This window comes from uncultured Sunxiuqinia sp. (genome assembly GCF_947495665.1).
GTDB lineage: Bacteria > Bacteroidota > Bacteroidia > Bacteroidales > Prolixibacteraceae > Sunxiuqinia > Sunxiuqinia rutila.
On sequence record NZ_CANLZV010000006.1, the window covers coordinates 1 to 12,618 of the forward strand.

Annotated in this window: 7 protein-coding genes and 1 pseudogene; 1 reads left to right on the forward strand and 7 read right to left on the reverse strand. The window is 42.1% G+C overall.

The features are described from left to right. Positions 1-2,287, reverse strand: a pseudogene (locus Q1A18_RS08990) (hypothetical protein); the annotation flags it as partial. A 1,033-nt stretch (positions 2,288-3,320) separates the two neighbouring features. Here Q1A18_RS08990 and Q1A18_RS08995 point away from each other — a divergent pair. After that, positions 3,321-3,944: a hypothetical protein gene (locus Q1A18_RS08995; protein WP_299578666.1), complete on the forward strand. Its 624-nt coding sequence runs from the start codon at positions 3,321-3,323 to the stop codon at positions 3,942-3,944. A 272-nt stretch (positions 3,945-4,216) separates the two neighbouring features. Here Q1A18_RS08995 and tpx read toward each other — a convergent pair whose 3' ends face one another. The 6 genes from tpx to Q1A18_RS09025 all read right to left on the reverse strand — a co-directional run bounded on the left by tpx (position 4,217) and on the right by Q1A18_RS09025 (position 12,558). Further along, positions 4,217-4,729: a thiol peroxidase gene (gene tpx, locus Q1A18_RS09000; RefSeq protein WP_299578668.1), complete on the reverse strand. Its 513-nt coding sequence runs from the start codon at positions 4,727-4,729 to the stop codon at positions 4,217-4,219. Positions 4,730-4,997: 268 nt separating this feature from the next. Beyond that, positions 4,998-5,573, reverse strand: coding sequence for a peptidylprolyl isomerase (locus Q1A18_RS09005; protein WP_299578670.1), 576 nt, complete (start codon positions 5,571-5,573; stop codon positions 4,998-5,000). A gap of 210 nt (positions 5,574-5,783) precedes the next feature. Then, positions 5,784-7,316, reverse strand: coding sequence for a RagB/SusD family nutrient uptake outer membrane protein (locus Q1A18_RS09010; RefSeq protein ID WP_299578672.1), 1,533 nt, complete (start codon positions 7,314-7,316; stop codon positions 5,784-5,786). 19 nt (positions 7,317-7,335) lie between these two features. Beyond that, positions 7,336-10,506 (reverse strand): TonB-dependent receptor, encoded by a 3,171-nt coding sequence (locus Q1A18_RS09015; protein ID WP_299578674.1) that lies wholly within the window; start codon positions 10,504-10,506, stop codon positions 7,336-7,338. Positions 10,507-10,668: 162 nt separating this feature from the next. Further along, positions 10,669-11,865 carry a FecR domain-containing protein gene (locus tag Q1A18_RS09020; RefSeq protein ID WP_299578676.1) on the reverse strand — a complete coding sequence of 399 codons (1,197 nt, stop codon included), beginning with the start codon at positions 11,863-11,865 and terminating at the stop codon, positions 10,669-10,671. 72 nt (positions 11,866-11,937) lie between these two features. Next, positions 11,938-12,558, reverse strand: a complete 621-nt coding sequence (locus tag Q1A18_RS09025) for a sigma-70 family RNA polymerase sigma factor (RefSeq protein WP_299578678.1) — start codon at positions 12,556-12,558, stop codon at positions 11,938-11,940. Positions 12,559-12,618: the final 60 nt, after the last annotated feature.

The following is a 12,618-nucleotide window of genomic DNA, read 5'->3' on the forward strand; positions in this document are numbered from 1 at the left end:
TGCCATCATCTATTTGAGCCGGGGTAATAGTTGCATTACCCGTCGCATCAAGCTGAACGGTAATATTCTTGCAAACTGCTGTCGGTGCTTCATCATCAGTCACCACTACATCAAACGTACACACATCTGTTCCGCAGGTATTTTCTGCCGTAATCGTTACCGTCGTTGTTCCAACATTAAAGGTGGAACCGCTGCCGGTCCCCGCACTGGGGGGCGCAGTTGTTGCCCCGGAAAATTCGTAAGTATAAGTGGGCGCTGGATTTCCAGATGCTTCTGCAGTATAGCTTGCCGTGTTGCTACAACTGGCAGGCAAAGTATTCAGGGCAATTGAAGTCGCTGGGCAATTGGAAAAAGCCGGAGCAGTATCTACTGTGATCTCAATCTGGTCTTGTGCGCTAAGCCCATTCGCATCCGTTACCGTAACGGTATAGGTCGTGTTGGTGGATGGGCTTGCTGTCGGATTCGAAATATTGGTTGCGCTTAAACCAGTTACTGGGGACCACTCATAAGTCAATGTGGGATCACCAGCTGCTGTTGTTGTCAGATTAAGGAATGTCCCTTCACAAATAGTAGCGGTTGCCCCTTGATCGATGATAACCGTTGGCGCACTGTTAATCCCCGATAGGATGATACTTCCATCGGTAATGCCATAAGCTATTAAATCAAACAATGTCGTATTAATACTACCCACACCATCGCCGTCATAAATATCCCATGAAGTGCTTGTTTTTGAGTAGACTGCAGCTGAAATTGAGCTTCCTGAGTCATGAATGTCACTTTCAACAAAGTCTGCAAAGATATCATAGGAAAAGTTTCCGGTAAATCCAGTAATATCAATATCCCAATACCGATTCAGGAAGCTTGCGCCATCTGAATTTAAATTTTCATCAGGTTTGTTAGCCCCCATACTGAGCGAAATCTGTCCGGGCCCATTACCACCTGTGATTTGAATATCGATTGGGATCAGATCACCATCATCCACTAAGCGAAACTCATATTTAGGTCCAGTCGTTGCAGGGATTTGAAGGGTATCGTCGTTAAGTGTTAAACGACTATCAACACCCAAATTGAAACTATTTGGTACCTCCAGGGAGTGTGCTAATTCCAAATCCATCCCATTCCAAGTGCTAATGTTCGGAATTGCAATTTCACTATTAATAACGAAGGTGCTATTTGAGGTTGTTTCATCATTTCCAAACTGAAACACTCCGTTCGTAATGGTTTTCACTCCATTTCCATCGACATCGATTATTCCGAGATCAATGGCACTTGCTGCTGTGCTGGCTTCTTGAAAAATAATGGTACCACCTGTAAATTCGAACGCTCCACGGGAGATTACGTTTAATGAACCTGTATTGCTTAGCCCATTACCAACAGTGGCAAGGGTAATGTCACCGCCAGATATATGAATGCCTGCTGTTCCTGCATCGTTACCTGCTGAGTTGTGTAATCGCCCTGCAATATTTACAGTTCCACCGCTAACAAGAAAAGCACCATCAACCTGCGTGTTAACACTATTGCCCGAGCTGTTTCCAAAGGTGGCTGTGCCCTTATTAATTCGAATAAGTCCTTCGTTGATGATCGTAAAATCGCCGGTCGTGAGAGTTCCCCCAGCATTTACTTCAATACCAGTACTGGCAGGAATCAGATGGGCAGGGCTAGTTGCCGGGTTTAAATTTGTAATTGAAGTTGTTCCACCATTGATCTGTAACAAGCCATTTTGAAGGAGCAGATTACTGACGGTGATGTCTGAGTTTACGGCAATGATCGAGCTGACATCTGCTCCGGCATTGATTAAAAGATTGTAAAAGCTGGTTGCTCCTGTAATTTGTGAGCTATGAGTGTTGAACTCAACGGTGCCATCATTGGGCGTAAATGTTCCGTTATTGGTCCAGTCGCCGGTAACGGTCAGCGTTGCTCCATTGGTTATAACTAGGCTGCCTCCCGTCTGAATCGTGATGTTTTGGCAAGTAGCAGCAGCATCAATTGTGATGATAGTTCCGGTCGCAATAAAGACCTCTTCACTCGCCGTAGGCACCGCTCCATCCCAACTGGAAGAAGCACTCCATAAACCTCCTGTTCCGGTTGATGTTGGAGGCGGCGGAGCGATGTTCGAAAGAGGGTTGCTGTTGGTTTCGGCAAGCGGTTCAGTCCTCGCATTCCATTGCTCGTTGGGGCTTTCGTTATTTTTTCCAGGGACTAAGGCAATAAGATCGGGTTCGTTGGCGTTTGGATGCTGTTGGTTGTTTTCGGAGTGGGCAGTAGATTGAGGTTCACTTAGGGGCATGAAAAAAACATCCAAGACATTCTTTGGGAACGACTCAGATGATGGATGAGCTTGAGAAAAACTGATTTCCTGCAAAAAACACGCCAGTACGACCACACCCACTACGACAGAAAGAATCTTATTTTTTAGGACCATTAAAGATTGATTCTTACACTTAATTCACAACCAAGTGTTTTCAACATGATTAAATTTACGAAATCCCACCTAAAAACCCTTACTACTTAGGACTTCGCTGTTTCTCCGATGACGCTTTTGAAAATTAAGGCACTTCTGTTTTGCTCACTTTACAAATAAACACCTGCATTAAAACAACGATTTAAACAACTGCCATTCAGACAAATAAACCCACTAACTGAGTACAACCAATTGGCACTTTCACTAGGAATCTCATGCACGCATAAAACGACAGGTAGCGAAAATATGTTCAAAAGCATACGCCGGAATATATAATTCTCATATCTTAATACCGAATTACGTTAATAAGTGACCCCTTTTCCTTCTCTTTTTTGATAAAAAGGCCTTATTTAAAATGGGTTTGAATTTCGCCTGTAGCAGATAAAAAAAACAGGATACCAAATCGTAATTTCCTCAACCTTCCTCAGCCTCCTGATTCTCAGGCCCCAGTACGTTTCACGGCACACCATCTCGCTTCGAAGCCTTTGTGCGTTCGTGATTTCGTGTCCTCGTGTGTTCTTTGCGTTCACTGCGATGCTTTCCGTCTTAGCGACTAAGCAGACTGTTGTCGGTGGACAGTTGTCGGTCCTATGACATACGCACTCCGCAAATTTCACCGGATAGATTGTCAGTTGACAGTTCGTGCGATCGTGACTTCCTGGGTTCGTACCTTCGTGAGTGCCTTCTGCCTGTCTATTGTCTAGTGTCTAATCTCTATTGTCTTCTCTTTCCTTTTGACAAGGATCAAATCCATATCTTCTAAGTATCTTCTGTGTTATTTCTGTGTATATTCTGTAACTTTAATCATAGAAAATATGTAGAATAAACTAATCAAATACGTTAAAAATAAGACTCTGCTATGGCGAAAATAAGAGACGGGTTATTGGGATCGGTATCCGGGAAACTGGGGCCACTGGTTGTTGTTCAGCGCGGGGACACGTCTTATGTGCGGACAGCACCACAATACAGCAAAGACTCCTGGTCGGACCGGCAGAAGCAACACCGGCAGCGGTTTAAGGCGGTAAATGCCTTTTGTCAGCAGTATAAACAGCAGGTTATTGTCCCCATTTGGAATCGCTTGTCGGGAAATAGCAGTGGGTATCATATGTTTTTAAAAGCAAACATGCCAGCATTCGGTCACCAGGGACAGTTGGAAGATCCATCCTTGCTCCATTTTGCAGACGGCTCGCTGCCCTTACCATTTAAGCTTGGGGTAGTTGTCCGGCCTGATGGAAGCGACCAGCTTGAAGTGAGCTGGCTGAACGACGAAGGAATAGCCAGCATTCGTTTAAGCGATGAGCTGTGGTATATAACAACTTCTGCGGACGGATTTCAGGGGCCCTATGAAAGTGGCCTGCACCGCTCGGCGCAGGGCGGTCTACTTACGCTTCCAGAAGAGTCAAGTTCGTATGACGGAATTTACCTGTTTTTTGCATCGCCTGACCGAGGCGCTTTTTCACCCGACCGATTTCTGGTCATTTGAATTAGGAGAGTCAAGAGCAGCGGGCTAAGAGCATGGAGCACTGGGCACTGAGCGCGAGAACAGTGAGAAGGACTTTACAGAAGGTATGAACACAAGAAGGCACGAGCGTACGGAAATATGAACTTATGCACTCATGAACTTTCAAAGATTCTGGAAGCACCTCTACAAGCCAAACAAAAAAATCCAGGTCTTTGCTGACATGCAGCTAAAGCCTGGATTTTTGATATCGTTTTCATACAACTTGCTAATGCGAACGTTGATAGCCAGAATGACTAAATCAATTCCTTAACAACATTCAATGCCGAATCATAATCAGGTTCAGTGGTTACTTCAGGCACAAACTCAACATACTTAACTGTTCCGTCCTTGTCAATCACCACGGTTCCGCGGGCCAGCAAACGAAGCTCCTTTATCAGGAAGCCATATTTAGTCCCGAAATCCACGTCTCTGTGATCCGACAAAGTCACCACTTTATCCAAGCCCTCGGCAGCACAAAACCGGCTTTGCGCAAAAGGCAAGTCGCAAGAAATAGACAGCACAGCGGTATCGCCTAATTGGGCAGCTTCCTCATTGAAACGACGATTCTGCGCCTGGCAAACGCCCGTATCAATGGAAGGGTAAATAGCCAAAACACGCACTTTGCCATCAAAGTCGGATAACTTCACCGGCTCAAGGTTTGCACTTAATAACGTAAAATCGGGCGCTTTTTCGCCTACCTGAATCGGTTCCCCAATCAGGGTTAAAGGATTACCTGCAAAGGCAATTTTTCCAGTTGTTTCTTTCATCTTATTTTAATTTTCAAAGGTATTCGATGGAACGCGCTTATTGATCTTCTATCGGGGTGCAATAGTTTTCACATGCTCGTTTCATCTTGATTTCTTTTTTTTGAACTTAATTATCTAAAACAACCAATCCCTTCGCTTGTTTGCTCTCAGCACAAGTTTTCATCCCAAACTTCCATTATACAATTTATTCCAAAGCATAACATCCCAACAATATGAACAAATTGAATAAAAAACGATTCGTTTATTTCGTTAAGTCAACTCCACGAAATTACTTTTCCAGTGTCATTCCAATAATCCGTATTGGCCTTTGCAACAGCTGCCCATCATCGTTTCCCTGCTGAATCTCCCGAACAACTTCCATCCCCTGCACCACTTTTCCAAAAGCAGCAAAGCCTTGTCCATCCGGATTTCGTTGGCCTCCAAAGTCCAGCTCTGGCTGTTCGCCCACACAAATAAAAAATTCGGTTGATGCAGTTCCCGGCTCCATGCGGGCCATGGAAAGGGTTCCATCCTGGTGCTTCAAGCCTGTTTCGCGTGTTGTTTCGTGCATAATTGCCGGGTATTTCTCCACCAACTCATCCTCTTTCAATCCCCCCTGAATCACTTCAATTTTCACGTCATTATCCGGTTGATTATCCATCCGAACCACCCGATAAAAACAAGCTCCGGAATAAGTCTGATCCTCAACAAGACGCAGAAAATTAGCCACCGTTACCGGTGCTTTTTCCGGATACAGTTCAACCACCACATTCCCCCGTTCTGTTTCAATAATCACAGTAGGTACAGCAGGCCGGTTACAGGCATAAAAACAAATTAGCAAAAGGCTAAGCAATCCAGGTTTCATAAAACACATTTTTAGGTTAATCAAAGAAACAAAAAAAGTCGCATCCTCCGTGAATACGACTTCTTTGTTGCAAAGCCGTTGTCCCAATGGACAACGGCACTTATTCGCAAAAAATCAAAATCCTGGTGATCCTGAGATATCTTGATACCAATCAAACTTAAGAAGAAGCCACCATCATTACGACAGTGGCTCCCTCAAGGGTTAACCAGTTTAGTAGCCTGGATTTTGGCTTAGATTTTCGTTTGCATCCAACGCTGTACGTGGAATTGGGAATAACAGATACTTCTCATCTGTTTGTCCTTTCCAACCTTCAATCGGATCAAGGAACTTGCCAAATCGAATCATATCCTGACGAGTAAATCCTTCCCATGCCAACTCAAATCTTCTTTCGTTGTAGATATCATCCAATGTAACCGAACCCAACAATTTAGAACTTTCATCAAAAGCCCGCTTTCTGAGTTCGTTCACTAAGCGAGTTGCCTCTCCATTTTCAATGCCCAAACGGACTAACGCTTCAGCTTTCATCAGATACACATCAGCCAAACGGAAAATGCCAAAGTCATTCTCCATATCGCCATTAAGGCCATTCTCAAACTCCCACTTGCTGCAACGAGCACCTTCTTCTTGCTCTACTTGTCCCCAGCCGTCCTCATCAACATTGTATTTCAACTCAATATCAAGTGTATGAATAAGCGGCCGTCCATGAGCAGTAATCAAAATGTCTCCAGTTGCTGGATCTTTCATCTCACCGGTCAAGAATGACCAATCGAACCGCTTGTCAGCCTCATCAAAAGACTTCACATATGCTGGCATGGCACTAACACCATTCCAGGTTCCAACTTTCAGGTTTAAAGCTACTGGATCCAAGTAATGCAGCGTTCTTTTGTGAATATGATTTCCCCCATCGCTCGTACTGAAAATTGCTGGAAAGATAATTTCCTGAGAGGTTTGATTTTGGACTGCAAAACTTGCTTTGAAATTAGGCTCAATAATGTAAGCTAAATCCAGCACTTCATCACAAGCAGCAATACATTCTTGCCATTTTGCACCTCCATCCGGATTCCAAATCTCCGCATTGAGGTACATTTTTGCCAACAAGGTATAAACCATTCCCTTGGTTACTTTTCCATAACTTGAAGAGCTGACATCATCACGCACCAAGTCTTTAATCGCGTTCAATTCAGAAACAACAAAGTCGTAAACTTCTGCTCTGGATTTTGTTGAAGGCAAAGACGTATCCTCAAAGTCAGTAACAATAGGAACATTTCCATAATAGTCAACCAGCATATAATACCAGAAAGCGCGCACCCCTCTGATTTCAGCTAAAATCCGATCTTTGTTTTCAATCGCTTCATTAACATCAATCATCTTATAAACCTTGTTACACAAGGTGATACCCTCCATAGCGGCATTATATGAACTAACGACCAAGCTGGTACTTGGTGTCCAGGAGTGAAACCGCAATTCTTTAAACTGACCACCGTCCCACCAGTCGCCACCTTTACGTGTTGGTGTTACTGCCATATCGCCCGAGCACTCACTCAACAAGAGATAATTACTTGGAAATACATTTTTAAAAGTCCGATAAATTGGAGCAATCAGCGAGTTGATTTCATTAGGAGTCTTTCCAAACTCTTCCACCGGTAATTTATCATATACCTCTTCATCTAGATTGGTGCACCCCTGGTACCCCCAGGAAAATACGACAACCAGTAATAATGATATTATTCTATTTATTTTCATCGTGTTAAAGTTTAGTTAATTAAAAAGCCAGATTTAGTCCAATTGAAAATCTTCTGGATTTTGGATAATACTCACGACCTTCCACACCGGGATCAAGTCCTGACATTTCAACTTCGGGATCCAATCCGTCGTAATTCGTGATGGTGAAAAGGTTTTGAGCAGTAACAAAAACTCGTAACTTATCAACTCCTTTGATTGGAGTAGAGTCGAAACTATAAGAAAGACTCGCATTGTCGAGACGTAAGAAAGACCCTTTTTCAATATAGAAACTGCTATACTTGGGGTTGTCGGACAAACCAATTGTTAAAGCATCATGCAAAACATTGGCTCCTGGCAACCATTGGGTTGTTGCATAAGACATTTTTGAGAAGTTCAGAAGATCGTTGCCATAAACACCACGGAAAAAGAAATTAAGTTCCCATTTTTTATAGTTAATGATATTGGCTAAACCATAAGTGAATTGGGGTTGAGCAGAACCAATGTAAGTCCGGTCCTCATCACTCAAACCGGGTTCTCCATCAATCATGTCATCCATGATGTACATACCATCCTCATCAAGACCTAAACATTTCCAACCGTAAAAAGTACCAACTTCTTTTCCTTCTTCTACAATATGAGTGGTATTGGATGAACCACCACGAATCCATGCATCCCCGGTTTTAATTGAGCTGGTTGAAAATTCGTTATTCGAAAGTTTTGTGATCTTGTTCTTATTGTGCGCAATGTTGAAAGAAGCATTCCAACGCAAGTTTTTCGACCGAATGATATCTCCTGAAATAAGCACTTCGAACCCTTTATTAGACATACTTCCAACATTTGCAACCATCTCTGGGAACAAATAGGGTGGAACAGGAACAGAGTAAGTATACAACAAATCTTCTGTCTTTTTGTCGTAATATTCGACTGTTCCATGCAAACGCCCATTGGCAATACTGTAATCAAAACCAATATTAAACATCGAAGTCTCTTCCCACTTCAGATTTGGGTTGGCATTCTGATCGATCTGGTAAGCTTTATACCATTTACCATCATCATAATACTGTCCTGAAGTTCCGTAAAGTTCCAAGGATTTATAAGGATCCAAACCATCTTGATTACCCGATACACCATAACCTACACGGAATTTCAAATCGTCAAAAAAGCTCGCTCCGCTCATAAAGCCTTCCTCGTTGATGTGCCATGCAGCTGATACCGAAGGAAAAGTTCCCCAACGGTGATTTTCTCCAAATTTAGAAGAACCATCTCGCCTTAAGGTTGCTGTTACCACATACTTGTCTTTCAGGCTATAGTTAACCCGACCAAAGAAGGAAATCAGCTTATTCATATTCTTTTCCGACCAAACATCACCTGCACGAAGATTTTCTCCAGCGCCAATGTTATTAGCTTCAAAAAAGTCAGTTACAAATTGGCGGTTTTGTGCTCCTGATTTTTGGTAGAAATTTTCTTCATAAGAATAACCACCCAAAATGTTCAAATTACTCTCTTCAAATTCTTTCCGGTAGTTGATGGTTGTTTCCAACATGTCTTTATCCCGGGTCCAGGCTTCGCGCAAAGCAAAACCTAAATCGTTCCGACCACGCTCAGTTCCAGAATGTCGATACTGACTCCGGTCTGAATTTTCACGTTCTTTTAAAAGACTGAGTGAAGCTTTAAGGTTCTTCACAATTTCCAAGTCAGCCCGAATATTTCCATAGTAAATATTGTTTTTATATTGATCGCTGTTGTATTCGATGTTTCGAACGGGGTTTCCCTGGTCATATTCCTGGGTGTCATACCATTCTCCATCCTCTGTTTTTACAGGAACCACCGGAAGCATGTTATAAGCCAATACAAAATTTCGTGTATCCGTTGGCGTATAATCCCGTTGGGTAATCGAACCTGTTACCGAAACATCAAGCTTATCATTCAACGCTTTTTGATTAAAAACCATCCTTAAGTTGTATCTTTCCATGCTGTTATCATCAACAACTCCCTGCTGATCGAGGTAAGAAAACGAAGCCCGGTAATTGTGGTTTTGAGCTCCACCAGAGAACGAAACGTTATGATTTTGAGTAACACCAGTTCGCATAATCTGATCAAACCAATCGGTATTGGCTCCCAGATCCAAACCTTCCGTATCAATATCATTAGCTGAGGTATAGTCACGCCACTCTTGTGCCGTAAGTACATCCGGCGTATTGATCACGTTGTCAATAGCCAAATAGCCTTCATACTCCACCTGGCTTTGACGAGCCGATCCTTTTTTAGTGGTAATCAAAATTACCCCACTAGCAGACCTTGAACCATAGATGGCAGCTGAAGCCGCATCTTTCAAAACACTCATCGATTCAATATCCTGAGGAGCCACAGAATTCAAACTCATTCCCGGAACTCCATCAATTACAATAAATGGCTTACTGCTTCCTGTCAAAGAAGAAGTTCCGCGCAAACGGATTGTTTGCTCCTCAGTAATGTCACCACTTCCCTGAGTAATTGACAAACCAGCAACTTTTCCTTTAAGCAGATCAACAGCCGTGCTATTAACTCCTTTGTTGAAATTCTTTTCAGAAACACTGGAAATTGAGCCAGAAACCTCCCGTTTGTATTGCGTACCGTAACCAACTGCCACGATTTCCTCGATTTCCAACATATTTTCAGCCAAATTGATCTCAAAGAATGTTTGATTACCAATTAGTACTTCTTGCGTTTGGAAACCAACAAAAGAAAATACCAGCATCTCAGATCCTGCAGGAACTTCTAAGCTAAAAGCTCCATCAAAGTCGGTAATGGTTCCAATGCTGGTCCCTTTGACAACAATAGTCACCCCAGGAAGTGCTATCCCCTCAGAGTCAGCCACCTTACCTCGCACCACTTTTTCACCTTGAAGCATAGCTCCCAAAGTTGGCGAATCCACCCTTTGAGTTATTACAATCTGCCGGTCTTTTATTGTATAATCAATAGGTGTTCCGGCAAACATTTGATCCAGAATCTTTTCGACAGGAGAATTTGTTACTACCACTGAAACTTCCTTTGATACATCCAGAATATCATCAGAATAAACAATAATGAACTCACTGCTTTGCTCAATCTCAGTAAATACTTGTTTGACAGTGGCGTTGTTTAGCCGAAGTGAGAATTTTGTGTTTTGCGAATAGCTGTTCCCAACAGCGCTTAAAACACTGACTAATAGGAATAGTGCAGATAGCCTCATAATAAGGAACGTTTTTTGGAACCCTCCACTTGCGTGAAAGCCCCCTTCATACAACTTTTTTTTCATAAATTTGAACGTTTAGTTTAACGACTAATAATCAAACCGTTTAGGTTAAACCGGAGAATACTGCCATATTCTCCGGTCTTTTTATTGGTTTGGTTGTTATTTATTCATAATAATAAAATCTCCATTGCTTTTCTTAGTCCAGTCAATTGGTACGGTTAGCTTAACAACGTTAAGTACTTCTTCCGGACTTTTCCCCAGATCCAATTTCCCGGATATTTTATAAAGACCAACCAGTGGATCGCTTAATGTAATGTGAATATTATAATAGCGTTCAATTTTTTTAACCAACCGACTCAGATCTTCCGACTCGGATTTCAGGATACCTTCTTTCCAGGAAGTATGCATACTAACATCGACCAAGCGAACAGTTGTTTCACGTGTTGTTTTATTCATACTAATTTTCTGATTTGGTTTCAGAAGAATTTGCTTATCCTCCGCCAGTAAACCTTTTCCTTTGATTTCCAGTCCAACACTTCCTTCTTCCAGTGTTGTTGCGACAAATTCATCTTCGGGGTAGGCCGAGACATCAAACTTCGTCCCAAAAACACGGACATTTAGTTCGGCTGTACGAACAATAAATGGCTTCTTCTGATTTTGAGCAACATCAAAATAGGCTTCACCCACCAAAACAACTTCTCTTTTATTACGAAGAAACACAGAAGGATAAACCAACTGACTTCCTGCATTCAACCATACTTTTGTTCCATCCGAAAGCATGATCATTGACTTTTTACCATAAGGAATGATTACCTTATTCATCAACTCTTTACCTTCATTTCTGGATTGCGTAATGGTATCGTTATTCACAACCAGTTGATTTCCGAAGCTATCGTAAGTAATTTCTGATTCATTCTTCTCCAGCGAGATTTCGGTTCCATCAGAAAGCACAATTTTGGCATCGCCATGATTCGATTCATTCACCTCCGATAATTCGTAATGCACTTCCCGTGTCGTTTCGTACACATAAAATGAAACAGCACCGGAAACAAACACCAGAACCATAATGGCCGCATAGCGAAACCATTTTCCCCAATGACCAACTTTCTTACGCTTGGTATTACGAACCACATCATTCCAAATATCATAGGTTTCGTCTAAACTCAATTTCTCCTGCTCATGCTGGAACATGCTCACTATAAATTTGGCCTGTTCCACATTCGCTCTCTGCATGGGATGTTTCATCACAAACTCGGTCCAAAACGCCTCATGTTCTTCCTCCGGATCATTTAGCCACTGAATAAAATATTCATCGCCTAAAAAGCCCTCTACCGTATAATTCTTGTATCTGTCCATTGACTCAGTATTCTGCCCTTATAAGACAGCAGTAGTAATTCTGTTGATGGCTTTTGATAAAAAAATAACCTGTTAAAAAACAGGTTTTCTATTGGATTGAAATAGGACCCATAAAACCTGACTAAACAATTCAGCCTTATCCGCCAGGATAACACGAAGTTTTGAAATTGCCCGATGAATGAGAGCCCGGGCTGATTGGTAGTTTAAGTTTAAAATAACAGCAATTTCCCGATAGTCCAGGCCACGCGTGAATCTTAGGTAAATTGCTTCTTTCTGTCGATCAGTTAAAGCTTCAATCGCATCGACCAATTCTTGTTTTTGCGTTCGCGATAATTCAAAATCCGTATGGTCGAAACTACAAAGGAAGGAAATATTAAAGCTGACAACGGGTTCTCCTTCCACCTGCTGTATTCTATGACTCTTTTGAATTTCCCGAATCAACTTGCGCTTTAGTGCTTTGAATAAATAAAGTCGAATATTGTCGGTTGCTGATAGTGTCTGTCTGTTTCGAATTATTGTACAGAAGATATCTTGGATAGCATCTTTAACCAAATCGCGGTTCGACGTAATTTTACAGCCGTAATCAAGCAAAGCATTAACATGTCTTAAATAAATTAACGACAAAGCCTGATCATTACCGTTCAAAAATCTGGCCCATAAGGTTTGGTCATTATCTTTCAAACGAGCTGACATAAATTTAGGTTAAGTGCGTAGTCTAGCATTACAATGTAACAATAATAATCGAAACACCCT

What these genes read in the sequence shown, in the direction of transcription:
- Q1A18_RS08995 (WP_299578666.1), top strand. Translation starts at nt 3,321, where the DNA reads ATGGCGAAAATAAGAGACGGGTTATTGGGATCGGTATCCGGGAAACTG.
- tpx (WP_299578668.1), bottom strand. Translation starts at nt 4,729, where the DNA reads ATGAAAGAAACAACTGGAAAAATTGCCTTTGCAGGTAATCCTTTAACC.
- Q1A18_RS09005 (WP_299578670.1), bottom strand. Translation starts at nt 5,573, where the DNA reads ATGAAACCTGGATTGCTTAGCCTTTTGCTAATTTGTTTTTATGCCTGT.
- Q1A18_RS09010 (WP_299578672.1), bottom strand. Translation starts at nt 7,316, where the DNA reads ATGAAAATAAATAGAATAATATCATTATTACTGGTTGTCGTATTTTCC.
- Q1A18_RS09015 (WP_299578674.1), bottom strand. Translation starts at nt 10,506, where the DNA reads ATGAGGCTATCTGCACTATTCCTATTAGTCAGTGTTTTAAGCGCTGTT.
- Q1A18_RS09020 (WP_299578676.1), bottom strand. Translation starts at nt 11,865, where the DNA reads ATGGACAGATACAAGAATTATACGGTAGAGGGCTTTTTAGGCGATGAA.
- Q1A18_RS09025 (WP_299578678.1), bottom strand. Translation starts at nt 12,558, where the DNA reads ATGTCAGCTCGTTTGAAAGATAATGACCAAACCTTATGGGCCAGATTT.